This is a genomic window from Corynebacterium sp. Marseille-P8863 (genome assembly GCF_946902955.1).
Lineage (GTDB): Bacteria > Actinomycetota > Actinomycetes > Mycobacteriales > Mycobacteriaceae > Corynebacterium > Corynebacterium gottingense.
Genome location: NZ_CAMPQC010000001.1, coordinates 391,974 through 416,845 on the forward strand (window position 1 = coordinate 391,974; position 24,872 = coordinate 416,845).

A 24,872-nucleotide genomic window follows, 5' to 3' on the forward strand; every position below is an offset into this window, starting at 1 on the left:
CCCTAAGGGGGTATACCCATTCTGGGTATGGCGCAGATACTTCGGTCTGAGGAGGGCCCTTTCATGACACACACACCACTACGACGACGCATCATCGGCCTGGCTGCCGTTGCACTACTGGGGGTCAGTGCAGTCTCATGCGCCGGAGAAAACGCCACCCAGACCGACAAGGACGGTGTCGAGGTGACATCCGGGGCCAACCAACCCGCAGAAGTCAACGGGGTGGACCTGCACTTTCTCGGGATGATGACACCGCACCACCAGCAAGCCGTGGACATGAGCGACATCATCCTGGCCGCGGACGGCACCAGCGAAGCCACAGCGGACTTAGCTGAACGGATTAAAGTCGGGCAAGAGGAAGAGATCGACACCATGGTCGACTGGGCCGAGCAATGGGACCAAGGCGACCTGATGGCACAGCACGCCCCGCACGTCGCCAACGGCATGCTGATGCCAGAGCAGATGGAGCAGCTGGAAAAACTTGATGGCGAGGACGCAGACACCCTGTTCCTCCAGCTGATGCACTCCCACCACGAGGGTGCCGTTGCCATGACCCAAGACCAGATCGACAACGGCGGCTACCAGCCCCTCGTGGACCTGGCCCAGCAAATGCTCGACGTCCAAACCGCCGAGATGGACGAGATGGAACAGCTCCTCGAGGCCCGAGGCGAAAGCACTCTGACTGAGTAACCTGCACGGCGCGGCGGCTAGAGCCCGCCCGGCAGGCTGCGCAGCGTGACTCCGCGCTCCGCGGCGGCCTCGCCGAAGCGCTCCACAAAGTCCGCGGACCGCTTCCCGGAGGCGCAGTACACCACGACGTCGCCCGCACCGCGCAGCTCGTCGAGCAGCGCGATCGCCGCGTCCGGGTCCTCGCGCCACGCGGACGTGGGCAGGTGCGCGGATTCCTGCGGCAGGTCCTTGATCGCCTTCTCACCGAGTTCGCGCACGTCGAGCGCGGTCGCTTCGCCGTCCGCGATCTGCGCGAGTAGCCGCGCTTTCTCGCCGTCGCCGTGCTGTGGCACCGCGCACGAGGCGGCCGGCGCGGCGTGGGCGTCCAGGCTCGTCACCAGCTCGCGCTCCGGGTCGGCCGCGACCTGGAAGCGCTTGAGCGTGCCGGCGAGCGCCTCGTAGACGGTGAGCACGCCGATCTCCGCCTCGTCCATCCCGGCGAGGAGCTTGACGGCCTCGGTGGCCATGAGCCCGCCGACGACGGAGGTGGTCACGCCGAGCACGCCTGCGGTGGCGCAGTCCGGGGTGTCCTCGGGCGCGGGGTGGGTGGGGTAGAGGTCGCGCAGGCCCACGCCGCGCATGTCCGGGCCGGAGTGCCAGACCGCGATCTCGCCGTGGAAGCGCAGCACCGAGCCCCACACCAGCGGGGTGCCGGTGAGTTCGGCGGCGTCGGCTGCGAGGAACTTCGTGGTGAACGTGTCGGAGCCGTCGATGACCAGGTCCGCGTCGCGGAAGTACTCGGCGGCGTTGGACGCGTCGAGTCGTTCGTTCAGGGCGTTGATGTGCACGTCGTCGCGGTGCCGTCGCAGCTGCTCGGCCGCCACCTCGACTTTGGGCCGGCCGACATCGGCGGCGCTAAACAGGATCTGGCGGTGGATGTTGGTGTCACCCACGACGTCGTCGTCGATGACCGTGATCGTGCCGACGCCCGTCGCCACCAGCGACTGCATCACCGGACACCCGAGCCCGCCCGCGCCGATGACCAGCACGTGCGCGCGATTGAGCGCCTCCTGGCCCGCCAGCCCGAAGCCCGGCAGCAGCGTCTGGCGCGCGGTGCGCCGTAGCTCAGCGTGGGGGAGGCTCATAGCACCTGGTCCTCCCAGCTCGCCAGGCCCGCAAAGCTTGACGACGCCACCGCGCCCTCCGCATGCGTCCGCCGCGGAATCCGTCCCGCGCCGCGCGCCAGGCGGCCCGCCTCCACCGCGTGGCGCATCGCGTTTGCCATGGCGACAGGGTCCTGGCAGCGGTTCACGGCACTGGCCAGCAGCACTCCGTCGCAGCCGAGTTCCATGGCAAGTGCGGCGTCGGAGGCGGTGCCCACGCCGGCGTCGAGAAGCACTGGCACCTCGGCGCGCGAGCAGATCAGCTCGATGTTGTGCGGGTTGAGGATTCCGAGCCCGGTGCCGATCGGCGAGCCCAGCGGCATGACCGCGTGGACGCCGACCTGCTCGAGGCGCGCCGCCACCACCGGGTCGTCGGAGGTATACGCGAGGACGGTGAAGCCGTCGGCGACGAGGAGTTCGCAGGCGTCGACGAGCTCGACCACGTCGGGCAGGAGTGTGTGATCGTCGGCGATGACCTCCACCTTCACCCAGTTCGTGCCGAGCGCCTCGCGCGCCAGCTGCGCGGTAAGCACCGCGTCGCGCGCCGTGCGGCAGCCAGCAGTATTCGGCAGCGGGTCGATCCCCAGGCGGGTGAGCATGTCGAAGACGCTCTCGCCGCCGCCGTCTGCGCGCGCCGCGTGCCGACGCATCGCCACCGTCGTCAACTGCGTCCCACTGGCAACGAGCGCGTCTTCCAGCAGCTGCTGGCTCGTCGCCCCGCCCGTGCCCATGATCAGGTGCGAGTCGAATTCCTTATCCGCGATCTGCAGCACGGTTAGCCTCCCTGGACGGCGGTGAGGATGTCGGCCACGTCGGCGTCGTTAAGCATGAGGCCCCACTGGCTCGCGGGCACTACCTTGCCGTTGACGGCCACGGCGACACCCTCGGTACGGCCCACCACCTCGTCGACGAGCTGCGCGACGGTGGGCGCGGCGTCGAAGGTGCGGGGTTGATCGTTGACAGTAATGCGCATGATGCTCCTTTACTTGTGGCGGGCGGGGTCGCACGCGGCGATGTCCACCGCCGTGGTGCGTCGAAGCCCAAGGTCAGCGCCGACGCGCGCGCCGAGCGCCGCCAGCAGGATGCCGTGCCGGAAATAGCCGGTGGACACGACGAGGTTCTCGCCGCCGAGCCCCAGGTACGGCAGGTCATCGGGCGTGCCGGGACGGTTGCCCACGAGCGCCTCGATGAGTTCGCAGTCCTCGAGCCCGGGCACGATGCGGATCGCGTCGCGCAGCAGCGTGTACACCCCGTCGACGGCTGGCCGCTCGCGCGCGTCCTCGCGGCTGGTCGCGCCCACGGCGATCGTGCCGTCGGTGCGCGGAATGATGTAGACCGGCCGATCCTCCACAAACGCGCGGATCACGCGGCCCACCGGCGCGTTGGCGGCCCCGAGCCGCAGCATGTCGCCGCGCACCGGCCGCAGGTTCAGCGGCAAGCCGAGTGCGCGCGCCCCAAGCCCGTTACACACGTAGGTCGTCGCGCCGAGCACGTTTCGCTTCTCGACGCCCACCTCAACCCCCACACACGCCGCCCCCTCCCACAGCAGCGCGCCCGCCTTCTCGCGGACAAGCCGAACGCCCTTGTGTTCCAGCACGCGCAGCAGGGCGGCGGCGAACATCCGCGGGTTGACCTGGTGGTCGCCGGGGATCTCCACCACGCCCGCGAGCTGCGGACTAAGGCCCGGCTCCTGGGTGCGGGCCTGGCGCAGCGTCAGCCTGTCGACGTCCATCCCGTGTGTGTGCTGGTGCTCGGTGAGCTCGCACAGGTGGGTGGCGTCGGCGCGGTCGGCGGCGACGACGAACGTCGACTCGGTGCGGTACCCCACGTCGGTGCCGGGGATGGCCGCGACGAGGTCCGCGACCAGCGACGGGTACAACTCCGCCGACTGCAGCATGAGCGGGTAGAGCGGCTCCTGCCGGTACTGCACCTCCGCGGCCGGGGCGAGCATGCCGCCAGCAACGTTGGTCGCGCCGCTGGTGGGCGCCGGGTCCACGAGCGCGATGCGTTGCGGGTCCACCCCGCGTCGCACGAGCTCGAAGGCGGTGGTCAGGCCGATGATGCCGGCGCCGACGATGACGTGTTCGTAGGTGCTCACAGCGCGCCGCCCGCAGCCACGCGGTCGAAGTCGGCCGCGATGCCCGCCGCCATCGCCCGCGGGTCCTCGGCGCGCATGAAGCCGCGCACGATGGCTACACCCGCCACCCCTCGAGCGGCGAGGTCGGCGGCGTCGGAGGCGTGGACGTCGCCGATCGCCACCACCGGCAGCCGCGACGCCTCGACGAGCGCCGGGTACCCGTCAAGCCCGATCGGGGCGCGGCCCGAGTCCTTCGTGGGCGTGGGGCGGAACGGGCCCGCGCCGATGTAGTCGATCACGCCGGCGTACTCGTTGGCCTCCTGCACCAGGTCGAGGGTCCCGGTGGTCAGGCCGATGATGGCGTCTGGGCCCAGCAGCGCGCGGGCGTCGCGCGGGTCCATGTCGTCCTGGCCGATGTGCACGCCGTGGACGTGGTGGGTGGGGATGAGGCGGGCGGCGAGGTGGACGTTGTCGTCGATAAGCACGCGCGTGGCGGGGTTGGCTTTAGCGACGGCGTCGGCGACCGCGCAGGCCAGCGACTCGAGCGCGGACTCTTCGATCGGCTTGCTGCGCACCTGGATCACGCCCGCGCCGCCCGCGGCCGCCAGCGCAGCGATGCGCGGGACCTCCTCGGCGGGCTGCCCGGTGACGAAGTAGCAGCGCAGGTCGAGCGGCCTAGACATCGCGGATCACCCACGCGCGGTCGGCCTGGTCGAAGAAGTCGAGCTCGTAGCGCGAGGCGACGGCGCACGCGCGCACCGCGTCGTCGAGCGCGTCCGGGTCGTCCGCGAGCGTGCGCTCGCAGCGGTCGATCGCGCCGCGCACCGACGCCAGGAACTCGTCGCCGGCGTAGGTGGCCAGCCAGTCGTGGTAGGGGTGCGCGTCGTGGTTGCGCTTGGCCAGGCGCGCGCCGACCTCGTAGTACAGCCAGTAGCAGGGCAGCACCGCGGCCTGGCCGATCGCCGCCGGCTCGCCGAGCGTGGAGGCCAGCAGGAAGTCGGTGTAGGCGCGCGTGACCGGCGACGGCAGCGTCTCGCGGTCCAGGTCAGCGAGCCACGTGCGCTGCATCTCCTGCTCGTCGGCGATCGCCTCGTTCGCGTCCTCGGCCCACGCGCCGCCGAGCGCGTGCAGGGAGCGCGCGTACCTCACCAGGTAGTACGCGTCCTGCTCGAGGTAGAAGAGGAAGTCCTCGCGGCGCAGGGTGCCGTCGCCGAGCGCGCGGATGAACGGCAGCTCCATGATGGCGGTGAGGTACGGCGCCGAGGCGTCCCACAGTGCCTGGGTGTTGGGGCCGGCCGGGGTGGCGAGGGGAGGGGTTGGTGGGGCGTCGATAAGCAAAAAGTGCTCGGGGCGCGTATCGGCCGCGCGCTGCATGCGACGGTTCATGTGCCCGTGATCGACGGGGCCGTGACCGCGCCCAACGGCGAGCGCATCGGCGTGCGCGATCGCCTCGTGCAGCCAACGCGACGCCCACTCCGTCGCCGCGGGCGTGTCAAAGCCGGCGCCCAGCCGCGTGGCCAGCGCCGAGGAGAACGAGCAGCCGGTGCCGTGCGTATTCTTGGTGTCCACGCGCTGCACGGGCACGCGGTGCACGCTCTCGGCGGTGACCACGGCGTTATCCGCGTGCGCGCCGCCCAGGTGGCCGCCCTTGACAATGACGGTCGTGCCCAGCTCGCGCGCCAGTCCCTGCGCCTGCGCGATCGCGGCGTCGAATTCGGTGGCGGTCTCCGCGCCGGCGAGCACGGCCAGCTCAGGCAGGTTCGGGGTGATCACGTCGGCGAGCCGTGCCAGCTCGCGCAGGGCCGCTTCAGCCTCGCGCGTAAGGAGCCGATCGCTTGACGACGCCACCATCACCGGATCCAACACCACCCTGCACGTTCGCGCGTGTGCGGTGAGGAAGTCGCGGACCACGTCGATGATCTCGGTGGTGCCGAGCATGCCGATCTTGATGGCGTCGATCTCCACGTCGTCCGCGACGGACCGCAGCTGCGAGCGCAGGAACTCGACCGGCGGGGCGAAAATCTCCTGCACGCCAGTCGTGTTCTGCGCGACCAGCGAGGTCACGACGCTATACGAGTACCCGCCGGCGGCCTGGATCGACTTGATGTCGGCCTGGACTCCGGCGCCGCCGGTCGGATCGGTGCCGGCGATGGTGAGGATGCGGGGCAGTGCGGGCGCAGCGTGCATGGGGACAATCCCTTCGCTAGTTCGAGCTAGTGCAGGTTCGACGGGTCTGATCTCAGCCCCTCGCTCGGGGCACCCCGTGTCACACTGGCGACGCTAGCACAGCCCCCGCGCCGCTAGAACGGCAGGTTGAACGTGGGCAGCTCGATGCCCAGGACCGGCGCGGCGAAGTACAGCCAGCCGGCGGCCAGCGCGGCGACGAGCGCGACGAGACCGAGCAGCATCGCGGCGACGTCGAGCTCCTTGCCCACGGTGACGTCGGTGCCCTGGGTTTCTTCCTCGACCGGCTGCGCTTGCTGCGCTTGCTCGCCTGAATCGGCGGTGCCGTCGGCGGCGACGTCGACGTTGACGACGACCTCGTCGCCCTCGCCCTGCTCCACGCTCACCGGCTCGCCGTTGACGGTCACGCCCATCTCGCCGGCGCCCTCCTGTGCGAGGGCCGGCTGCGCGGCGGCGATCATGGCGGTGGAAGTTGCTGCGGTGATAAACGCCCTGGTTGCTCGTTTCATAGCATCAGTTGTAGCACTTTCCTGTGCGCGTGCTGCGTTGAAATCCCGAAACCTTATTAGACGTTGAAAACACCCCTCCGGTTCCCTGCTCGGCCGAAAGTGGAATCCTTCTCACAAACCATTGAACCCGCAGGTCAGGGGAGTTTATGCTGTGTGGCATGACGCTTCTCGACGACCTGATCACCCTCGACAGCCGCGGCATCGACCTTGTTGCCGCGGCCGCGTCGTCAAGCGCCGAGACCCTGATCTCTCGCGGCATGGACCCCGACCGCGCCGTCCAACTGACCACCGCCGCCGAGGTCTTCTTCGCCCCGGTGCGCAACCGTCGGGCGCAGACCGCCTGCATCGACGCCGCACGCGACCGCGGCCACCGGATCGACACCCTCGCCTTTATCGCCCGCTCGTCGCGCAGCCTGACCAAGGATGCGGATCGCTGGAAATACCGCCGCGCCCTGTGCGAGACCGACGGCGATTTGCGCACCATCATGCGCGAGGCGAAGAAACTGAAAAAGAAGCTCGCCCCGCCTACTCCGCGGGCGCCGAAAGCAAGCATCACCTACCACGACAAGGGACTGTCCACCCTGCACGTGACGGGGCGCACCAGCGACGTGCTCGCCGCCTACCACGCAGCACACCCCGACCCGGCAGCCTGGCTGACCGGTAATGCCACCGCCCGTGCTGCCGCACCTGCGATCACCACGGTGCTCAACATGGACATCGGCGAGTTCGCCGCCTGGCGCACCCACTCCAACAACGCCGCCGAGATCCAGGTGCAGCTGACCAACGGCGAGTGGCTTGACGGTGCCGAGCTGGTCAACCGGAAGCTCAACAAGGCGGGCTATATCGCGTTGATCTCGCCGACTGACGGGCCGGTCAACCTGTATGCGACCACCCTTGCCGGGGATGACCCTGTCAACCCGAGGCGGGCGACCCGGGAGCTGCGGCTGTTAATGAGTGCCGACGGGCCGACATGCGCCTGGGCGGATTGCCACCAGCCGGCGGATGTCTCCGAGGCGCACCACCTCACCGAGTGGGCCAGCGGGGGAAGCACCGAGATTAGGAACCTGTGTTGGTTATGCACGTATCATAATCGGCAAAACGGCAGGCCCTCCCGCGGCCGGATGCACCGGCACCGCGGGCGCGTCACGTGGCAGAGCCCGAGTGGGTATCGAATACCCGGCGGGGTCGATCACGCCGACCCCGACAGACGCGCACAACGCCTCGCCCACACCCCAGCAACCACGTAGCGCCAGTACCCCTGGCGCCTATTGGGGTGTCTGGGTGTCGTCGTCAAGCGCTGAGTTGCGCCACGCCAGCCAGCGGCGAACGAGCCACCACTCGGCGAGCGCGAGCGCGCCGGCGAGCAGGCCGGGCCAGATCGCGGGTTGGTCGCGGAACACGTTGACCAGCCCCTGCACGAGGGCGAGGAGGGCGAAGAAGCCGACGAACCCGACGATCGCCTGCCACATCAGGTCTGTGCGCTGGTCCATGCTAACCCTTCACGCCGCCGGCGGTCAGGCCTGCGACGATGCGCCGCTGGAAGATCAGCACCATGATGATCAGCGGCACGGTCACCAGCGACCCCGCCGCCATGATCGCCGCGTACGGGTACTCGAACGCGCTCGGCCCGGAGAAGCGCGCGATCGCCACCGTCACCGGCTCCGTCGAGGTGTTGGACAGCTGCCTGGCCAGCATGAACTCGTTCCAGGTTGTGATGAACGCGATGATGGCGGTGGTGAAGATCGCGGGCGCGGCCAGCGGCAGCAGCACGAGGCGGAAGGCCTGGCCGCGGGTTGCGCCGTCGACACGCGCTGCCTCCTCGAGCTCCCAGGGCAGCTGCTGGAAGAACGAGATGAGCGTGTACACGGTCAGCGGCAGCGCGAACGAGATGTTGGGGATGATCATCGCGCGGTAGGTGCCGATCCACCCGAGGTCGCCAAACAGCTGGAACAGCGGCGTGACCAGCGCGATCCCCGGGAACATCGACGCGGCGAGGATGATGCCGGTGACGATGCCCTTGCCGGGGAAGTCGAGGCGGGCGAGCGCGTACGCGGTGAACACGCCGACGAGCACGGCGAGCGCGGTGGTAGTCAGCGAGATGAGCAGCGAGTTGCCGATCGCCCCGAGGAAGTCGTTGCCCTTGTCGGTGGCGAGCGCGTCGCGGAAGTTGTCCAGCGTCACGTGCGTCGGCCACGGTGTGGTGTCGAAGGTGTGCGCTTGGTCGCGCAGCGCGGTCACGAGCATCCAGTAGAAGGGAGCGAGCCCCCAGAACATGATGAAGATGACGCCTGCGTAGTGCCAGAACTTTTTCATCGCGTGCCTTTCATGCTTTTCGACGCCTGCCTGCCACCCACATCAGCGCCCAGGAATCGGATCATGACGAATGCGACTGTGAAGATGAGCAGGAAGATGAGCGTGGACAGGGCGGAGGCGCTGTTGAAGTTGCCTTGGCGCATGTCCTCGACCACGAGCTGGGAGATCGTCGCGGTGGGGGAGTTGGAGGACCCGGAGATCATGATGACGGGCAGGTCGTACATGCGCAGCGCGTCGAGGGTGCGGAACAGGATGGCGACCATGAGCGCGGGGCGCACCAGCGGCAGGGTGATGCGGGTGAAGGTTTGGAGGGACGACGCGCCGTCGACACGCGCTGCCTCGTAGACGTCGCGCGGGATCATCTGGAGGCCGGCGAGGATGAGCAGCGCCATGAACGGGGTGGTCTTCCACACGTCGGCGATGATGACGGCGAAGCGCGCGGCCCACGGGTCGGTGGTCCAGGCGATATTGTGGCCGAGCAGCGAGTTGACGATGCCGCTGGGCGCGAACATGAACTGCCACAGTTTCGCCGTCACGGCGGTGGGGATGGCCCACGGGATGAGCACGGCGGCGCGGATGAGGGAGCGGACGCGCGACGGGTGGTTCATCACCAGCGCCATGCCGATGCCCAGCACCGTCTCAAGCGCGACCGTCACGGCGGTGAAGAAGAGGGTCACGCTTACCGACGGCCAGAAGTCGGTCGCCAGCACACCCGGCGGACACGCGCCGACCTCGCCGGAGGCGGTCATGCACCGGTTGGTCAGCCAGTACAGGTAGTGCTCGACGCCCGCGAAGCCGCCCTCGGTGAACAGGCCGGTGGCGGGGTCGAGGTGTTTGTCGGACTGGAACGAGAGCCAGATGGCGCGCACGATCGGGTAGCCGATCACGACAGCCAGCACGGCGAGCGCCGGGGCGACGAGCGCGGCGGCCTTGCCGGCGTCGCTGCGGTGCCTTCGCCGTTTGGGGGAAGCGGTTGTCATACACCACACTCCATTTCTTTTGGTGCGTAAACGGGCAAAACGCCCGCGACCGCAGTGTAAACGGTGGCGGGCGTGATGCGTGGGCTACTAGGAGGCCTGCTGGATGGCGCTGGCCATGTCCTTCGTCGCGTCGTCAATGCTCTTTCCGGAGGTCAGCGCGGCGTACGCGTTGTCCTGGATGGCCTTGGAGATCGCCGGGTAGAACGGGGAGACCGGGCGCGGCTTCGCGTTCTCCAGGGACTCCTTGAGCGCCGGCAGGTACGGGTGCTCCTTGACCAGCTCGGCGTCGTCGTAAATCGAGGCGAGCACCGGCGGGAAGGAGTTCTCGGCGAGCGAGAGCTGGTTTTCCTCGTTGATCACGAACTTGATGAAGTCCAGCGCGGTCGCCTTGTGCTTCGAGTTCACGTTGATGCCGTTGTTGTAGCCGCCGAGTGTGGACACGCCGACGCCGTCCTTGCCCACCAGCGGCTGGACCTCGAAGTTCAGACCGGCTTCCTCGGCGTTGGCGTACATGTACGGCCAGTTGATGGCAAAGGCGGTCTTGCCCTCGGTGAACGCCAGGTTGGTTTCCTCCTCTGTTGCGGCGGTGGAGGACTGGGAGATGGTGCCGTCCGCGTAGGCGTCGACAAGCGCCTGGAGCCCCGCCTTGGCCTCGTCGGACTCGACGGTGGGCTGGCCGGAATCATCGAGGACCTCGCCGCCCCAGCCGTTGATAAAGCCGAGGGAGTTGACGGTCAGGCCCTCGTACTGCTTGAGCTGGGTGGTGAGGCAGTCGGTGTCGCCCTCGAGGGCGGCGCAGGCGCTGCGGATGTCCTCGAAAGTGTCCGGCGCTTCCTCGATCACGTCAGCGTTGCGGAACAGGAGCTGGCCGTTGGTGTTCTGCGGCAGGGCGACGAGCTTGTCGCCGTAGGTCGCGGACTCGACGGTGGCCGGCAGCAGTCCGGAGGTGTCGACGGCGAAGTCGCCCTCGAGCGGCTGGAGCCACTGGTTGGCGGCGAAGTCGGCGGTCCACACGACGTCGAGCGCCATGACGTCGTAGTCATCGCCGCCCGCCTGGAGGGACTGCACGAGGGTGTCGCGCTGGTCGTCGGCCTCGCCGGCGAGCTCGGAGAGCGTGACCTGCTCGTCGGGGTGTTCGGCGTTCCACTTGTCGATGATCGGAATCAGCTTGTCCGTGTCATTGCGCCCCATGGCGAAGGTGATGGGGCCGCGCTCGTTGCCCTCGGCTGCGGCGCCGCTCGCGCCCCCGGAGGCCTCGGAGTCGGATTCGCTGTTGGAGCAGGCGGTGAGTCCGGTGGCGGCGAGCGCGATCGCGCACAGCACTGCGCCGGTCTTGCGGGTGGCGGTGAGCTTCATACCAATACCTTTCGTATTCGCTGGTCCCTCACAATGTATTCCGCCGGTGCCCGTTTCCGCACAAAATTTCTGGTTTTTGCCCACCAACGGGGGTGCGCGCGGGCTATCGCTTATCGACGCCCAACCGCCGCCCCACCTTCTCAATCTCCATAATTTCCTGCTGCCTGTCTGCGGAGACGAGCCCTGTCGCGGCGACGACGGACCCGCCCGCGGCGAGCGGCGCGAGCACGTACTGCTCGAACTCCGCCGCGGAGGTCCACGCCGGGACCCAGTACCGTTCCGGCCCCAATTCGGGGGTGGCCCACGCGGCGAGGTCGGCCGACGCGCCGAAGTACTGGTCGCCGTAGAAGCGCACGGTGGGGCCGAAGTCGATGGTGCCCGTGGGGAGCTCACCGCCCGCTTCGACGACGCCGCGGCCGAAGGGGTCATCCGACACCACGACGCAGTCCGGAACGTGCGCCCACCGTGCCGCATCATCGACGCCCACGAACACCACCTCCGGCGCCCCGCCGTCCCACGGTCCGATGTGCGGGACGCGCGACGAGTTGTAGGCGCCCAGCGCGATCACTGCGGACTGCCACGAGGCGGGGAGGTCGATGCAGATGGCGCCGGCGGCCGGCGGGAGCTCGAATTCCTCGTCGAGCATGTTGGCGACCTTGTTCGCCCAGTTGTCCAGCGTTTGGGCGGAGAACTCCATGCGGGTGCCGCGCGCTTCGTCGTAGACGGTCAGCCGCGGGCTCGCAGGGTCAGTACGCAAAAGGGGGGTGAGCATGCTCATGCCCGCCCATCATAGGTTGCTAGTTCACGCAGCGGGGGCCGTTGCCGCCCGCCGTAATCTCCGGGCCGGTCTCGGCGGCGCCGAAGTCCTCACCCGGGGTGCCGACGGGCGCTTCGGACGGGACCTCCTCGCGCTCCTCGGGGCTGAGCATCGCCGGACCCGCGTAGTCGGCGGCGATGACCACGATGAGGCTGCCCGGTTCGACGTTCGCGTTGGCGGTCACGGGCACGTTGCCAAGGCGCTCGGCGAGCTGTTGGGCGGCCGGGTCCGCCGGATCCGCGGTGACGATCTGGCTTTCCCAGTACACGCCGTCCATGGCGTTGGAGACGTCGGCGACGTTCATCCCCTCGTCGGTGAGGTAGTCGCCCACCGCGCCCGCCTGCCCGGTGCCGGCGCCAGCGTTGAGCACGTAGAGACTGTAGTTCTCAAAGCCCTCGGCGGTGCCCGCGCTTTCCGACGCCACCGAGTCCTCTCCGGTGCCATCATCCTGCGCTTCGTCCTGCGGTTCCACGACCGTCTCCATGAACCTGTGCACCTGCGGCGGGTCGACCGTGATGATGGATTCGCCGTAGTCGCCGATGCCGTTCACCGAGGTCACCGGGATGGTGGTGAAGGTGACGTTGCCGCCGCCCAGGCCGGACATCTGCTGCGCGAAGCGGACCACGTCCCAGCCGCGGTCCAGCGTGACGGAGCGCTCCGCGGCGTTGGACAGGTCGCGCAGCTTCGACGGGTTGGTCAGCGTGCCGGCCGAGAGGATGCGCTGGACCAGCGACGCCATGTATGCCTGCTGGCGCACGATGCGGTCCAGGTCGCCCCGCGGCAGGTCGTGGCGCTGGCGGACGAACGAGAGCGCCTGGGTGCCGTCGAGGGTTTGCTCGCCGGCGGGGAAGTTCGCGCCGGACAGCGGCTCGTTGACGGGGGCGTTGAGGCAGACGTCGACGCCGCCCACGGCGTCGGTGAGCAGGACGAAGCCGAGCAGGCCGACCTGCGCGAAGTGGTCGACCTCGACGCCGGTGAGGTCGGCGATGGCGTCGATAAGCCCCTCCTGGCCCGCGCGGGCGACTTGCTGCTCGAGCTCGGGGCCTTCCGCCTCGCCGTCGTCAAGCAGCTCCTCACGCTTCGCGCCCGCGTGCGCGCCGTAGACGCCGTTGATCTTCATGTTGCCGTAGTCGTCGGTGTGCACGTAGGTGTCGCGCGGGATGGAGACGGCGGTGGCGCGGGAGCCGTCCTCGGGGACGCGGATGACCATCATCGTGTCCGTATTAATCTCGCCGTCGGCCTCGCCCGCGTTGAGGCGCGCGAGCTCGTCGGGGGACAGCGGGTTGCCCTGGGCGTCGGTGCGCGAGTCGGAGCCGACGAGCAGGATGTCGACGGCGCCGTCGAGCGCCTCGTTGTCGTCGTTACGCTGCTTCTTCCCGATGTTCAGCTCAGAGGCGCTGAGCTGGCTGTCCAGCTTGCCCACGGTGAAGTAGCCGACCCCGGAGACGACGAGCGCGGCCGCGGAGCACGCGGCGAGGATGCCCTTCACCACCGGGTGGCCCGATTGCTTCAGGTCCCTCGTGCGGGAAGGGGCCGGCTGGATGTCGCGGGCGCGCCTAGGGTTGTCGTTCACGGCCATGCATTATACGACATGCCTCCGCCGGATCCGCGTTTTCGGTGCGCCTCGCCGTGCGCCGTGCGCGGGATCCGGCGCGCCAGTGGGTATGCTGAGCGCATTGTGAGAAACGACGATCGACTCAACGGCAGCCCCGACGCGCAGCCCGCGCTGGCGGTCATCACCGTGACCTATTCGCCGGGCGAGCACCTGGCGGCGCTGGTCGCCTCCCTCGAGCGCGCCACCGCACGCAGGGTGCGCTTGGTGTGCGCCGACAACGGGTCGACGGACGGTGCGCCGCAGGCGGCGGCCCGCGCGCACGAGCACGTGGAATTTTTCCCTACCGGCGGCAACATCGGCTACGGCGCCGCGATCAACGCGGCGGTGCGCCACCTGGAGCCGCTGCGCGCTTCCGGCGAGATCGACCCCGATGCCTTTCTTATTGTGAACCCCGACGTGGAGTTCCGCCCTGGCAGCCTCGACGAGCTGCTGCGCTGCCTCGACGGGGCGCCGCGCGCCGGTGCGGTCGGCCCGCGCATCGAGGAGGCCGACGGCTCCGCGTACCCCAGCGCCAGGCGCGTGCCCGGCCTCACCGTGGGCATCGGGCACGCCTTGCTTTACGACGTCTGGCCAACGAACCCCTTCACCACCGTCTATAAGGCGGGCTCCGCGATGGACGTGCAACGCGAAGCTGGCTGGCTTTCGGGCGCGTGCCTGCTCGTGCGCTGGGAGGCGTTCGCGGCGATCGGCGGCTTTGACGAGCGCTACTTCATGTACCTCGAGGACATTGACCTGGGCGATCGGTTGACGCGCGCTGGGTGGCTGAATGTGTACTGCCCGTCGTCGATAATCCTGCACGACCAAGGCCACGTTGCGGACAAGTTCTCGCTGGTGACGGTGCCGGCGCACCACGCGTCGGCGTACCGGTTCCAGCGCGACAGGCACCCGGCCTGGTGGCAGGCGCCGGTGCGATGGGCGCTGTGGGCGGGGCTGAAGCTGCGCAGCGTGATGCAGACCCGGGCGAAGGCGAACGCCACACGACATACGGAAGCGAAGTGAGAAGAGATGGTTGAAAACGTTGTTGCGCATCCGGAGCGAACGGATGCGGTGATCCTCGTTGGCGGTCGCGGCACGCGCCTACGCCCGCTGACCGTGGGGACGCCGAAGCCGATGCTGCCCACGGCGGGGCACCCGTTCCTGAGCCACCTGCTCGCCCGTATTAAGGAAGCCGGGATGCACCACGTGGTGCTGGGCACCTCCTACAAGGCCGAGGTGTTTGAGGAGTACTTCGGCGACGGCTCGGACTTCGGGCTGGAGATCGAGTACGTCGTGGAGGAAGAGGCGCTTGGCACCGGCGGCGCGATCCGTAACGTCGCCGACAAGCTGCGCTACGACAACGCGATGGTGTTCAACGGCGACGTCCTCTCCGGCGCGGACTTGAGCGCAATCCTGGGCACGCACGTCGAGCACGACGCGGACGTGACGCTGCACCTGGTGCGCGTGCCTGACCCGCGCGCGTTCGGCTCGGTGCCCACGGACAAAGACGGCAACGTGCAGGCGTTCCTGGAAAAGACGGAGGATCCGCCGACGGACCAGATCAACGCCGGCTGCTACGTGTTCAAGCGCAGCGTGATCGAGCAGATCCCGGCGGGCCGCGTGGTCTCCGTGGAGCGCGAGACCTTCCCGGGCCTGCTGGAGTCGGGCGCGAAGGTGGTCGGCCACGTCGATTCCTCGTACTGGCGCGACATGGGCCGCCCGCACGACTTTGTCGAGGGGTCCTCCGACGTGGTGCGCGGCATCGCGTACTCGCCGCTGCTGGCGGGCAAGACGGGGGAGTCGTTTGTGGACGAGTCCGCGGGCGTGTCCGGCGGCGTGATTCTCATCGGCGGCACCGCGGTCGGCCGGGGCAGCGTGATCGGCGCGGGGTCGCGTGTCGATGCCTCCGTGATCTTCGACGGCGTCACCATCGAGCCGGGCGCGGTCGTGCGCAACTCCATCATCGCGTCGGGCGCGCGGATCGGCGCGAACGCGCGGATCTCCGACTGCGTGATCGGCGAGGGCGTGGAAATCGGCGCGCGCTGCGAGCTCCAGGCAGGGATGCGCATCTGGCCGGGCGTGAGCATCCCGGACTCGGGCGTGCGCTTCTCGCCGGACGCGTAACGACACGCCAAAACCGCGAACTAGTTCCCAGATTTCGGCACCCCCACTACATCTAGTACCCCCGCCTTTTACCCCCTCCGGGCGAGGCGTGTGACGCATGTGATTTGTGTGGCGAATGACGTGGGAAACGTGCCGGACGCGTGAAGTAATCACTGATTTATGTTGCGGCTATTTAGGGCTTCGGTGTGTAATCGTTTTCGTAATCACATCGACGTGAGTCGTCCGTGGAGACCCGCCCGCAGGCACTGGCCGTAGTGTCCGAAGCGGCGGGGGCTTCACGTAGTAAGCGAGTAGAACGAAAACAACAACGGAAGGAGGGGGAAGCGTGGAAGACTCGGCGAATCAGGCGAATAGCGCCCACCTCCGCGGCGCGGTCGCGGGTGGCATGACCCTCGAGGAGTTGTTTGGCGCTGTCGAGAAGGAATGGCAGGACCAAGCGCTGTGCGCGCAAACCGATCCGGACGCCTTCTTCCCGGACAAGGGTGGCTCGACCCGTGAGGCGAAGCGGATCTGCAAGGCGTGCGCCGTGCGCGACGAGTGCCTCGAGTACGCGCTGGAGCACGACGAGCGCTTCGGCATTTGGGGCGGTCTTTCGGACCGCGAGCGTCGCCGTCTGAAGAAGCAGATCGGCTAAGGGGCGCAAGCAAGCACCCGCCCCTGGCTACCAGGGGAATGTGTCGTCAATGTCGCGCGGATCCAGGTTGAGGTACTGCGCGACCAGAGCAGTCAGGATCCAGGTGAGGAGCTCCGACTGCTCTTCTGCTGTGCGCGCACGCTTTTCGACGGGACGCCGAAACACCACCAGGCGCGCCCGGGTCGGACGGCCGTTGCGGTCCACGCCCGCGGGGAGGACGCGGCCGAGGGGGACGGGGCCGTCCGCGATGATCTCATCAGGCAGGACAGTCATGTCGGCGCGCAGGCGCATCCGCGGGATGGTGTCGACGGCGAGGTCCACCCCCGACAGTTGCACCGCGTACGCGTTGTGCAGCGGCGCGTAGGACTCGAGTACCAGCTGGTCAAACGCGGTCGAGCGGGTGCGGTAGCGCGGGACGCCGACCGGCAGCAGCGGCCCGCGGGCGCCCCGGCCGTGCCGGTCGCGCGCACTGCGCAGCTGGAGCGGCGAATCCTCCGGCGTGCCGCCAATCCGAGTGGAACCTCTCATACGGCCACATCCTAGGCCCAGCGGCGCGCGATTCCGGCGGGGCGCGCCGCGTCGCACTTCACAAACCTCAAGCCGGGGTTTAGACTTGTGCGCCGTGAGTGTATTCCGTCGTTGCTGTCGCCCGGGCTGTGGCCGCCCCGCCGTGGCCACCTTGATCTACGCCTACGCGGATTCCACGGCAGTGGTCGGCCCGCTCGCCCCAGAGCAGGACCCGCACTCCTGGGACCTCTGCGAGCGCCACTCCGCGCACATCACCGCGCCCGTCGGCTGGGACATGGTGCGCGTCGAACAGGTGGACATCACCGAAGACCCCGCCGACCTTGAGGAGTCCGAACAGCCCGAAGCGGCTGAAGACGCCGCCCACGCCGCGTTCTTCGCCCGCAGCCTGAACACCAGCCTGGACGACCTCGATGAGTCCGAGCTGACAGCGCTCGCGGAGGCAGTGCGCGAGGCGGGGGAGGCCGGCCGCGTGACCACCGGCCTGGTGGACACCTCCGCCGACCCCATCGAGTACTCGGCCTCCCACGACTTCAACGACCCCGCCACCTCCAACCACCCGGTACACCGCACGAAGCGGATCGAGGCGCACCTGGCGGCGCACAAGGCGCAGCGGCGCGCGCACCTGCGCGTGGTTCCGGACCCGTCCGAAGACGCGGACAAGGACTCCGGTACTGAATAGCACGGTGTAACACAGAGCTAGACTGGCGGCATGGCAATTGCACACACTGAAGCAACGTTAAAGAACGTCATCAAGGCGTACGACGTGCGCGGCGTGGTCGGCGAGACCATCGACGCCGACTTCGTCCGCACCGTCGGCGCGGCGTTCGCCCACATCCTGCGCGGCGAGGGCGAGACCCGCATCGCCGTGGGCTACGACATGCGCCCCTCCTCGCCCGAGCTCGCCGGCGCCTTCGCGGAGGGCGCGACCTCCCAGGGGCTCGACGTGGTTGCGCTGGGCCTGACCAGCACCGACGAGCTCTACTTCGCCGCCGGCACGCTCAAGTGCGCCGGCGCGATGTTCACCGCCTCGCACAACCCGGCCAAGTACAACGGCATCAAGCTGTGCCGCGCCGGCGCCACCCCAGTGTCCACCGATACCGGACTGGGCGAGATCGGGCGGATGGTGCTCGAGGGCGTGCCCGCCGCCGACGTGGCTCAGGGCACCGTGACCGAGAAGGACATCCTGGCCGACTACGCGACGTTCCTGCGCGACCTGGTGCCGGTGCCCACAGACCGGAAGCTCGTCGTGGCCGTCGACGCCGCCAACGGCATGGCGGGCCTGACCGTGCCCGCCGTCCTGGGCGACATGGACGTCCGCCCCCTCTACTTCGAGCTCGACGGCACGTTCCCCAACCACGAGGCGAACCCGCTGGACCCGAAGAACCTGGTGGACCTGCAGAAGTTCACGGTAGAGCAGGGCGCGGACATCGGCCTGGCCTTCGATGGCGACGCGGACCGTTGCTTTGTGGTGGACGAGCGTGGGGAGCCGGTGAGCGCGTCGTCGATTAGCGCTCTGATCGCGCACCGCACGCTGGCGCAGCACCCGGGCGCGACGATCATCCACAACCTGATCACCTCGCAGGCGGTGCCGGAGATCATCGCTGAGCAGGGCGGCGAGGCCGTGCGCACGCGCGTCGGGCACTCCTACATCAAGGCGGAAATGGCGCGCACCGGAGCGCGCTTCGGCGGCGAGCACTCCGCGCACTACTACTTCGCCGACTTCTTCAACGCCGACTCCGGCCTGGTCGCCGCGCTGCACGTGCTCGCCGCGCTCGCCGAGCAGGATGCGCCGCTGAGCGAGCTGATGGCCGAGTACAACCGCTACGCCGCCTCCGGCGAGATCAACTCCGAGGTGGCCGACCAGGAGGCGACCACCCAGCGCGTGCTCGACGCGTTTGCGGATCGCACCGACAAGCTCGACCGCCTCGACGGCGTCACCGTGTGGCTCAAGGACACGAAGGCGTGGTTCAACGTGCGCGCGTCCAACACCGAGCCGCTGCTGCGCCTGAACGTTGAGGCGGAGACAGAGCAGGAAGTCCAGGAATTGGTCGAGGAGATCCTGGGAATCATCCGCGCCTAGACCCGCGCGTGCCGGCGCTGCGTAAGATCGCGGTCATGAGCGACTACTACGAGGGCACCGGCGATTACGACCGCGAGACCGTCCGCTTCTTCGACATCGCCCACGAGGGGGCGCAGGTCAGGGCTATTATCGACGCCCTGCCGTCCCTCGCCAACCTCCGCGGGATGCAACCCCGCAGCGTGATCGTGGTGGCGACCGACCAGGTCGCGCGCGCCGCCGCACGCGCCGTGGCGCAGGTGCGCGCACCGCTCCCGCTGCCGGTGGTGGTGACGGACACGCTACCCGGCTACGTCGGCGCGCTCGACGTCGTGGTCATGGTGGGGGACGCCGCGGCGCGCGAGCGCGACGTGCGCGCCCTGCTCACGGCGGCGCAGCGCGGCGCGGAAACGGTGCTGGCGGGGCCCGCCCGCGGCCCGATCGTTGACGAGGCGCCCGCATCAACCGTCGTCGTCCCGGCCCTGCCCACCACGATGGGCCCGTCGCCGGCGCGCACGATCGCGGTGCTGTCGGCGGTGCTCGACGCGCTCGACCCCCGCGCGGCGGCGGAGGCGCTGGCAGAGCGGTTCCGCATGCTCGCGGACGAGCTGGACGCCGAGCTCACCTCCGTGTCCCCGGAACGCGCCGAGGACGTCAACGCCGCCCGCCAGCTGCGCGCCTTTGCCCGCGACGCGCGCGTCGTGCACTCCGGCACCACCCGCCACGGCCTCGCGCTTGCGGAGCTCGTGGCCACCCTGTGGTCCTGCCGCGGCCTGGCGAGCGGCTTCGTCGACGCCGACGAGCTCCCGCAGGCCCTCGAGCTCGCCCGCGGCGGCGCACCCGCCCCGGCCGACGACATCTTCCACGATCCATTCCTTGACGGCCCGGTGGAGCTGGTACCCTTAAAGGTCGTTCTTTGGGCGCAACCGGATGCGCACGCCCCGGTCGCGCCCAACACCCGCGCTGAGACGGTCGCGTCGCAGCACCTGGGCGAGTCCGTCACGGTGCTGCGGCTACTGGCGCGCGCGTACGCCATGACTGCGCTCGACGACCCCAGCGACGGGTAGTCCACACCCATCACCGAAGGAAACGAGGCACAGACACCGATGGAGCTCCTCGAACCTGCCCTGCGCACCTACCCGTGGGGCTCGCGCACCATGCTCGCCGATCTGCGCGGCACCGCGTCGCCTGCCCCCAGCCCGGAGGCGGAGCTGTGGTTCGGTGCGCACCCGGCTGCGCCGTCGACAATCGGCTCCCGCGGCCTGGACGCGATCATCGCGGATGATCCCCGCGCGGCGCTTGGGCAGCGCGTGGCCGACCAGTTCGACGAACACCTGCCGTTCCTGCTCAAGCTGCTGGCGGCGGGCGCGCCGCTGTCGCTGCAAGCGCACCCGTCGAAAGCGCAGGCCGTCGAGGGGTTCCGCGGCGAGGAGGCGGCGGGCATTGACCTGCACGACCCGCGCCGCAACTACAAGGACCCGAACCATAAGCCCGAGCTGATCGTCGCGCTGACGCAGTTCAAGGCGCTCGCCGGGTTCCGCCCGTACGCGCGCACCGCCCGCCTTCTCGACGCGCTGGGCTCGCCGCTGCTCAGCCGCTACACCAGCATGGTCGACCCCAGCGAGGAAGAGGCGAGCCTGCGCGCGCTGTTTACCACCCTCATCTCGCTGCCGCGCAAGGCGAGCAATTTGCTTATCGACGAAACCGTCAACCGCGCCCGCACCCTCCTGGAAAATCCCGACGAAGCCGGGGGCGCCGGCGTGGAGCCGTGGATGGTCGAGGTGTTCACTATGTTCCTCGAGCTTGCGGCGGCCTACCCGGGCGACATCGGTGCCCTCGCGGCGCTGCTGCTGAACTACTTCACCCTCGAGCCGGGCGAGGCGCTGTACCTGGACGCCGGCCAGCTGCACGCCTACCAGTCGGGTCTGGGCGTGGAGATTATGGCGAACTCGGACAACGTGCTCCGCGGCGGGCTCACGTCGAAGCACGTGGACGTGCCGGAGCTGGTGCGCGTGCTCAAGTTCGAGGCGCTAGAGTCCCCGCGGGCGAAGACCCGCGCGGCGGATGGCGGCGCGGCAGGGGAGGAGTTCGTCCTGCCAATGGAAGACTTCCGGCTGAGCCGTTACGCCCTGGGTGAGGGCGCGGAGCTGGCGGTGGAGTCGGATGGGCCGGCGATCGTGCTGTGCACGAGCGGCGAGGCCGTGGGGCGCGGCGCGGCAGGGGAGGAGCTCACCCTGCGCCCTGGCCAGGCGGCGTGGGTCCCGGCGAGCGACGCGCGCGTAGTGTTCACGGCGGAGGGCGCTGACGGCGCAGAGCTGTTCCTCGCCAGCGTGTAGCGTCTGCTGCAATAACGAAGCACGCTGGCCCCGCATCCTCTGGAGTGAGGAGCGGGGCCGGCGTTGCCGTTGGGTGAGCTAGTTGGAGCTGGTCGGGCCGCCCGGCTTGCAGCTATCAACGATCAGGGCGGTGACGCCGATGCCTGCGGCGAAGAGCAGCAGGCCGCCGCCGATCGTGGCCACGTTCGTGCCGTACTGGCGGAGCTGGCCGTTAATGTCAGAGACCTGCTTGGCGATCTGCGGATTCATGATGCCCAGGCCGTTTTGGATCTGGGAGTTCACCTGCTCGATCTGCACGGCAACTTGCTCGCGGAAGCCGGCCAGGCCCGGGATGGCTGCCTGGGTGGCGATGGCGAGCGGGACGATCGCCAGCAGCGGGAGTCCGAAGCCGATCGCGGCTGCGGAGCACTTGCCCTGGTCAATGTTGGAGCTCAGGGACGTGTCCTTGCCGGGCTCGCCGACCTCGGTGTGGGTGTTGCTGTTCACCTTCGCGTTGACGATGATGACGATCCTCTGGATCTCAGCGCCCTGCTTGTCCTTCACGGTCGCGATGACCTCGTCGCCCGGGATGGCCTGCTCCTCGACTGCGACAACCAGGTTGCCGCGGTCGTCGATGACGGCGCTGCCGGGGCCGGCGACGTCGACAATCGCGCCCTTCGGAATCTTGCCGCCCTTGTTCGGGATGGTGAGCTTGCCGCCCGGCTCGGCGCTGCCTTCGCCCTCGGTGGCATCCCAGTGGGGTTCGAAGTAGTTGCGCTCGAACGGGTTGGTGCCGGTGTCGACTTCCTGCTTGTTGGTGCGGCCGTCGTCGTCGAAGTCAGCGTCCGGGTCGAGGATGGACTTGTCGTTGGCGTCGGTGAGCTCGAAGCGGGCGTTGGCGAAGTCGTTGGAGCCGTCGGTGAACGTGAAGTTCACGCCTACGGTCGGTGCGACGACCGGCGCGAGGGCCTCGGCGAGCTTGTCCCAGTCCTTCTGGGTTGCCTTGTCCAGTGCGGAGAACTGTGCAGCCAGCTGCGCCGCGGATGGTGCCTGGGCGGTGACGGTGCCGTCTTCGTTGCCCTCAAACTTCCAGTCGGTGGCGTCGGCGGGCACCTGGACGGTGATCTCGGTGTCGTCCGGGATACCGAACGGGCCGAACGGGCGGTTCGTGTCCTTGGTCTCGCCCGGTATCAGCACGTACGGGTCGCTGCCGAAGGAGGCGTTGGTCTTGTCGCCCTGCAGGCGCTCGTCCTCCTTGACGGAGACCTGGACGATGTCGATCTGGTTGCCGTCCGCGTCCGTCATCGTTGCCACGATCTTGTCGCCCGGCTTGGCGTCCTCGTTGGCGGTGATGACCAGGTCGCCGTCCTTGTTGATCTCAGCGGTGCCCGGGCCGTCGACCTTCACGGTGGTGCCCACCTGGACGCGGCCGCCGTTGTTGGGAACGGTGACGTCCTCGCCGGGGTAGACGGTGTTGGCGTTGGAGGTGTTCCAGTCAGCCGGCGGCACGGGAACGCTTTCCTCGTCGAACGGGTTGGAGCGCTTCTCTACCTCGTCGCGGTTGGTGTGACCGTCACCGTCGGCGTCGGCCTCGGGGTCGAGGAGGGAGTGGCCGTCGGCGTCGACAAGCTCGAATGCTGCGGTCGCAGCGTCGAAGGAGCCGTCGGCATAGTCGATGTCTACCTCGACGGAGGTAGTGACCATCGGCTTGAGCACCGCTGCGAGGGTGTCCCAGTCGAGGTGCGTGTACTTGGTCACGCGGGCGAACTCCTGCGCCAGATCCCTGGCGGATGGTGCCTGAGCGGTGACGACGCCCGTCTCGTTGGCTTTGTCCTCGTCGAAGGTCCAGTCGGTGGCGTCCGAGCGGAACTTGGCCTCGTACTTCGTGCCCTCCGGCGCAGTCTCGTCGCCGAACGGGTTCTCGGCGCTCTTGGACTCACCCGCGGTGAGTTGCACGATGTCGCCGTAGTTGGGGTCGAATTGCTTGTTGGTCAGCGGCTTCGGATTGACGATGATGGTCGAGCCGACGCGGTCCTGGGAACCGTCCGGGTAGGTGACCACGACCTGCGGGTTGTACGCGCCCGGGGTGGAGGTGTCCACGTCGCCGTCGAGCTCGACCTCAATGTCCTGCGGCAGCTCGTGAAGGTTCTCGATGACGTCGTGAGCCTCGAGCTTATCGCCGGCGGTGATGACCTTTTCGCGGACCTGCGGCTGGAAGTCCCAGTTGTCCGGGCGCGGCTTGATGGTGATCTTGGTGTCGATCTCCTCGGTAGAGCCGTCCGGGTAGGTGACCACGATGGTGACATCCTTGTCGATGTCATTCGGAGTCGGGTTCTCTGTGCTCAGCGAGCCCTCGCCCTTGTCCTTGAAGTCCGCGGTGGTGCCACTGGGCAGGGAGCCGATGTTCTCAATGATCTTCTCGGCATGTTCCTGGCGCAGCTTAGAGCCAGCGACGATTTCGAAGTCCTCGTCGACCGTTGGGTCGTTCGTTTCCGCGTCGGTGCGGCGCTTGACGGTGAGATCGGTCTGGATCTCTTCGCTGGTGCCGTCGGGGTAGGTGACGACGATTGTGACCTCGCTCGTGCCGACGGAGCCGGTGTCGACCCTGCCCTTGAAGTTCGCAGTGATGCCCTTCGGCAGCTCATCCTTGTTGGAGATTGCCGCAAGCGGGTCGGCCGATTCGCCTTCCTTGATGGTGATACCGGTTGAAGCCGGCTTGTATTTCTCGGCGTCGGTGAGGTCGTTGACGTGGACGTCGACCTTTACCTCGTCGGTGCTGCCGTCGGTGTAGGAAACGACGATGGTGGCGGTGGTATCGCCGGGCTCGGACGTGTCGACCGGGTTCTTGAAGGTGACGTCTTTGACCGGGAGCTTGTCCAGGTTGGTGATGGCCTTCTTTGCGGCGTCTTTGGTCACCTTCGCGCCGACCTTGGTAGCGATACCGTCGCCGACGATCGGGTCGTTGACCTCTGCGTCTGTGCGGCGCTTGACGGTGAGGTCGGTAGTGACCTCGTCGGTGGTGCCGTCGGGGTAGGTGACGACGATTGTGACCTTGTTGGTACCCACGGAGGAGGTGTCAACTGCGCCCTTGAACTTGGTCGTCGTGCCCTTCGGAAGGGTGCTCAGGTTCTTGATCGCGTGGTCAGAATCCGGATTCTCACCGGTCTTCACCGTGAGCGATTGCGCTTCCGGGGTGTAGAGGTCAGATGCCTTCCCGATGTTGATGGTGACGCCGGTGATGTCGTCGCTGGTGCCGTCGGGGTAGGTCACCTTGACGTCGGCGGTTTTCTTATGGGGGGAGTCGGGGTCGTCGACGATGTTGGTGAAATCGAATTCGGTGCCGTCTGGTAGGGCGTCGGTGTCGGCGACGCTGTTTTTCGGCTCGGGGTCCTCGCCGTATTTGACGTTTTGGGCTTGGCCCTGCGGGTCGTAGAGGTCAGATGCCTTCCCGATGTTGATGGTGACGCCGGTGATGTCGTCGCTGGTGCCGTCGGGGTAGGTCACCTTGACGTCGGCGGTTTTCTTATGGGGGGAGTCGGGGTCGTCGACGATGTTG

The 24,872-nt window shown here is 68.4% G+C and carries 24 protein-coding genes and 1 riboswitch; of the genes, 9 read left to right on the plus strand and 15 right to left on the minus strand.

Annotated features, from left to right (window positions below):
- Positions 1–63 precede the first annotated feature (63 nt).
- The gene (locus tag OVO38_RS01900; RefSeq protein ID WP_165765843.1) at positions 64–690 is read left to right on the plus strand and encodes a DUF305 domain-containing protein; all 627 of its coding nucleotides are present in this window, start codon (positions 64–66) and stop codon (positions 688–690) included.
- A 17-nt stretch (positions 691–707) separates the two neighbouring features.
- Here OVO38_RS01900 and OVO38_RS01905 read toward each other — a convergent pair whose 3' ends face one another.
- The 7 genes from OVO38_RS01905 to OVO38_RS01935 all read right to left on the minus strand — a co-directional run bounded on the left by OVO38_RS01905 (position 708) and on the right by OVO38_RS01935 (position 6,602).
- The gene (locus tag OVO38_RS01905) at positions 708–1,814 is read right to left on the minus strand and encodes a ThiF family adenylyltransferase (RefSeq protein ID WP_267207626.1); all 1,107 of its coding nucleotides are present in this window, start codon (positions 1,812–1,814) and stop codon (positions 708–710) included.
- On the minus strand, positions 1,811–2,605 hold the full coding sequence (locus tag OVO38_RS01910) for a thiazole synthase (RefSeq protein WP_267207627.1): 795 nt from the start codon (positions 2,603–2,605) through the stop codon (positions 1,811–1,813). The genes OVO38_RS01905 and OVO38_RS01910 overlap by 4 nt, the downstream gene beginning before the upstream one ends.
- Positions 2,606–2,607: 2 nt before the next feature.
- Positions 2,608–2,805 carry a sulfur carrier protein ThiS gene (gene thiS / locus OVO38_RS01915; protein WP_095278743.1) on the minus strand — a complete coding sequence of 66 codons (198 nt, stop codon included), beginning with the start codon at positions 2,803–2,805 and terminating at the stop codon, positions 2,608–2,610.
- Positions 2,806–2,814: 9 nt separating this feature from the next.
- On the minus strand, positions 2,815–3,930 hold the full coding sequence (gene thiO / locus OVO38_RS01920; RefSeq protein ID WP_267207628.1) for a glycine oxidase ThiO: 1,116 nt from the start codon (positions 3,928–3,930) through the stop codon (positions 2,815–2,817).
- On the minus strand, positions 3,927–4,592 hold the full coding sequence (locus OVO38_RS01925) for a thiamine phosphate synthase (RefSeq protein WP_267207629.1): 666 nt from the start codon (positions 4,590–4,592) through the stop codon (positions 3,927–3,929). The genes thiO and OVO38_RS01925 overlap by 4 nt, the downstream gene beginning before the upstream one ends.
- The gene (locus OVO38_RS01930; protein WP_267207630.1) at positions 4,585–6,096 is read right to left on the minus strand and encodes a bifunctional hydroxymethylpyrimidine kinase/phosphomethylpyrimidine kinase; all 1,512 of its coding nucleotides are present in this window, start codon (positions 6,094–6,096) and stop codon (positions 4,585–4,587) included. Before OVO38_RS01930 ends, OVO38_RS01925 begins: the two co-directional genes overlap by 8 nt.
- Positions 6,087–6,183: riboswitch (TPP riboswitch) on the minus strand. It overlaps the preceding gene by 10 nt.
- A gap of 26 nt (positions 6,184–6,209) precedes the next feature.
- Positions 6,210–6,602 carry a hypothetical protein gene (locus tag OVO38_RS01935; protein WP_267207631.1) on the minus strand — a complete coding sequence of 131 codons (393 nt, stop codon included), beginning with the start codon at positions 6,600–6,602 and terminating at the stop codon, positions 6,210–6,212.
- 158 nt (positions 6,603–6,760) lie between these two features.
- On the opposite strand from OVO38_RS01935, the gene OVO38_RS01940 reads away from it, so the two are divergent.
- Entirely contained in the window at positions 6,761–7,849 is a 1,089-nt protein-coding gene (locus OVO38_RS01940) for an HNH endonuclease (protein WP_267207632.1), read from the plus strand.
- An 18-nt stretch (positions 7,850–7,867) separates the two neighbouring features.
- On the opposite strand, the gene OVO38_RS01945 is transcribed toward OVO38_RS01940, so the two are convergent.
- The 6 genes from OVO38_RS01945 to OVO38_RS01970 form a co-directional block, all read right to left on the minus strand.
- Positions 7,868–8,092 carry a hypothetical protein gene (locus OVO38_RS01945; protein WP_122086738.1) on the minus strand — a complete coding sequence of 75 codons (225 nt, stop codon included), beginning with the start codon at positions 8,090–8,092 and terminating at the stop codon, positions 7,868–7,870.
- A 1-nt stretch (position 8,093) separates the two neighbouring features.
- The gene (locus tag OVO38_RS01950) at positions 8,094–8,915 is read right to left on the minus strand and encodes a carbohydrate ABC transporter permease (protein ID WP_095279030.1); all 822 of its coding nucleotides are present in this window, start codon (positions 8,913–8,915) and stop codon (positions 8,094–8,096) included.
- Positions 8,912–9,895, minus strand: a complete 984-nt coding sequence (locus tag OVO38_RS01955) for a carbohydrate ABC transporter permease (protein WP_267207633.1) — start codon at positions 9,893–9,895, stop codon at positions 8,912–8,914. Before OVO38_RS01955 ends, OVO38_RS01950 begins: the two co-directional genes overlap by 4 nt.
- Before the next feature lie 87 nt (positions 9,896–9,982).
- A complete protein-coding gene (locus OVO38_RS01960) occupies positions 9,983–11,251 on the minus strand; it encodes an ABC transporter substrate-binding protein (protein ID WP_267207634.1) in 1,269 nt (422 codons plus the stop codon).
- A 103-nt stretch (positions 11,252–11,354) separates the two neighbouring features.
- Complete coding sequence (locus OVO38_RS01965; protein WP_267207635.1) at positions 11,355–12,029, minus strand: TIGR03089 family protein; 675 nt, start codon at positions 12,027–12,029, stop codon at positions 11,355–11,357.
- A 19-nt stretch (positions 12,030–12,048) separates the two neighbouring features.
- Positions 12,049–13,647: an LCP family protein gene (locus OVO38_RS01970; RefSeq protein ID WP_416358557.1), complete on the minus strand. Its 1,599-nt coding sequence runs from the start codon at positions 13,645–13,647 to the stop codon at positions 12,049–12,051.
- A gap of 99 nt (positions 13,648–13,746) precedes the next feature.
- On the opposite strand from OVO38_RS01970, the gene OVO38_RS01975 reads away from it, so the two are divergent.
- From OVO38_RS01975 to OVO38_RS01985, 3 genes are all read left to right on the plus strand, one after another.
- On the plus strand, positions 13,747–14,682 hold the full coding sequence (locus OVO38_RS01975; RefSeq protein ID WP_267207637.1) for a glycosyltransferase family 2 protein: 936 nt from the start codon (positions 13,747–13,749) through the stop codon (positions 14,680–14,682).
- Between the two features lie 6 nt (positions 14,683–14,688).
- Positions 14,689–15,783: a sugar phosphate nucleotidyltransferase gene (locus tag OVO38_RS01980; protein ID WP_095546071.1), complete on the plus strand. Its 1,095-nt coding sequence runs from the start codon at positions 14,689–14,691 to the stop codon at positions 15,781–15,783.
- Between the two features lie 385 nt (positions 15,784–16,168).
- Positions 16,169–16,417 carry a WhiB family transcriptional regulator gene (locus OVO38_RS01985; protein WP_095279042.1) on the plus strand — a complete coding sequence of 83 codons (249 nt, stop codon included), beginning with the start codon at positions 16,169–16,171 and terminating at the stop codon, positions 16,415–16,417.
- A 27-nt stretch (positions 16,418–16,444) separates the two neighbouring features.
- Here OVO38_RS01985 and OVO38_RS01990 read toward each other — a convergent pair whose 3' ends face one another.
- Positions 16,445–16,945: a metallopeptidase family protein gene (locus OVO38_RS01990; RefSeq protein WP_095536406.1), complete on the minus strand. Its 501-nt coding sequence runs from the start codon at positions 16,943–16,945 to the stop codon at positions 16,445–16,447.
- 94 nt (positions 16,946–17,039) lie between these two features.
- Between OVO38_RS01990 and OVO38_RS01995 the strand changes: the two genes are divergently transcribed.
- The 4 genes from OVO38_RS01995 to manA are packed head-to-tail and all read left to right on the plus strand — an operon-like array spanning position 17,040 to position 21,337.
- Positions 17,040–17,624: a DUF3499 domain-containing protein gene (locus OVO38_RS01995; protein WP_267207638.1), complete on the plus strand. Its 585-nt coding sequence runs from the start codon at positions 17,040–17,042 to the stop codon at positions 17,622–17,624.
- A gap of 30 nt (positions 17,625–17,654) precedes the next feature.
- Entirely contained in the window at positions 17,655–19,025 is a 1,371-nt protein-coding gene (locus OVO38_RS02000; RefSeq protein ID WP_267207639.1) for a phosphomannomutase/phosphoglucomutase, read from the plus strand.
- Between the two features lie 35 nt (positions 19,026–19,060).
- Positions 19,061–20,068 (plus strand): hypothetical protein, encoded by a 1,008-nt coding sequence (locus OVO38_RS02005; protein WP_267207640.1) that lies wholly within the window; start codon positions 19,061–19,063, stop codon positions 20,066–20,068.
- 39 nt (positions 20,069–20,107) lie between these two features.
- Positions 20,108–21,337: a mannose-6-phosphate isomerase, class I gene (gene manA, locus OVO38_RS02010; RefSeq protein WP_267207641.1), complete on the plus strand. Its 1,230-nt coding sequence runs from the start codon at positions 20,108–20,110 to the stop codon at positions 21,335–21,337.
- Between the two features lie 78 nt (positions 21,338–21,415).
- On the opposite strand, the gene OVO38_RS02015 is transcribed toward manA, so the two are convergent.
- Positions 21,416–24,872: Rib/alpha-like domain-containing protein (locus OVO38_RS02015; RefSeq protein ID WP_267207642.1), on the minus strand; the 3,457-nt coding region annotated here is incomplete at its 5' end.

What these genes read in the sequence shown, in the direction of transcription:
- OVO38_RS01900 (WP_165765843.1), top strand. Translation starts at nt 64, where the DNA reads ATGACACACACACCACTACGACGACGCATCATCGGCCTGGCTGCCGTT.
- OVO38_RS01905 (WP_267207626.1), bottom strand. Translation starts at nt 1,814, where the DNA reads ATGAGCCTCCCCCACGCTGAGCTACGGCGCACCGCGCGCCAGACGCTG.
- thiS (WP_095278743.1), bottom strand. Translation starts at nt 2,805, where the DNA reads ATGCGCATTACTGTCAACGATCAACCCCGCACCTTCGACGCCGCGCCC.
- OVO38_RS01925 (WP_267207629.1), bottom strand. Translation starts at nt 4,592, where the DNA reads ATGTCTAGGCCGCTCGACCTGCGCTGCTACTTCGTCACCGGGCAGCCC.
- OVO38_RS01930 (WP_267207630.1), bottom strand. Translation starts at nt 6,096, where the DNA reads ATGCACGCTGCGCCCGCACTGCCCCGCATCCTCACCATCGCCGGCACC.
- OVO38_RS01935 (WP_267207631.1), bottom strand. Translation starts at nt 6,602, where the DNA reads ATGAAACGAGCAACCAGGGCGTTTATCACCGCAGCAACTTCCACCGCC.
- OVO38_RS01940 (WP_267207632.1), top strand. Translation starts at nt 6,761, where the DNA reads ATGACGCTTCTCGACGACCTGATCACCCTCGACAGCCGCGGCATCGAC.
- OVO38_RS01945 (WP_122086738.1), bottom strand. Translation starts at nt 8,092, where the DNA reads ATGGACCAGCGCACAGACCTGATGTGGCAGGCGATCGTCGGGTTCGTC.
- OVO38_RS01950 (WP_095279030.1), bottom strand. Translation starts at nt 8,915, where the DNA reads ATGAAAAAGTTCTGGCACTACGCAGGCGTCATCTTCATCATGTTCTGG.
- OVO38_RS01955 (WP_267207633.1), bottom strand. Translation starts at nt 9,895, where the DNA reads ATGACAACCGCTTCCCCCAAACGGCGAAGGCACCGCAGCGACGCCGGC.
- OVO38_RS01960 (WP_267207634.1), bottom strand. Translation starts at nt 11,251, where the DNA reads ATGAAGCTCACCGCCACCCGCAAGACCGGCGCAGTGCTGTGCGCGATC.
- OVO38_RS01965 (WP_267207635.1), bottom strand. Translation starts at nt 12,029, where the DNA reads ATGAGCATGCTCACCCCCCTTTTGCGTACTGACCCTGCGAGCCCGCGG.
- OVO38_RS01970 (WP_416358557.1), bottom strand. Translation starts at nt 13,647, where the DNA reads ATGGCCGTGAACGACAACCCTAGGCGCGCCCGCGACATCCAGCCGGCC.
- OVO38_RS01980 (WP_095546071.1), top strand. Translation starts at nt 14,689, where the DNA reads ATGGTTGAAAACGTTGTTGCGCATCCGGAGCGAACGGATGCGGTGATC.
- OVO38_RS01985 (WP_095279042.1), top strand. Translation starts at nt 16,169, where the DNA reads ATGACCCTCGAGGAGTTGTTTGGCGCTGTCGAGAAGGAATGGCAGGAC.
- OVO38_RS01990 (WP_095536406.1), bottom strand. Translation starts at nt 16,945, where the DNA reads ATGAGAGGTTCCACTCGGATTGGCGGCACGCCGGAGGATTCGCCGCTC.
- OVO38_RS02000 (WP_267207639.1), top strand. Translation starts at nt 17,655, where the DNA reads ATGGCAATTGCACACACTGAAGCAACGTTAAAGAACGTCATCAAGGCG.
- OVO38_RS02005 (WP_267207640.1), top strand. Translation starts at nt 19,061, where the DNA reads ATGAGCGACTACTACGAGGGCACCGGCGATTACGACCGCGAGACCGTC.
- manA (WP_267207641.1), top strand. Translation starts at nt 20,108, where the DNA reads ATGGAGCTCCTCGAACCTGCCCTGCGCACCTACCCGTGGGGCTCGCGC.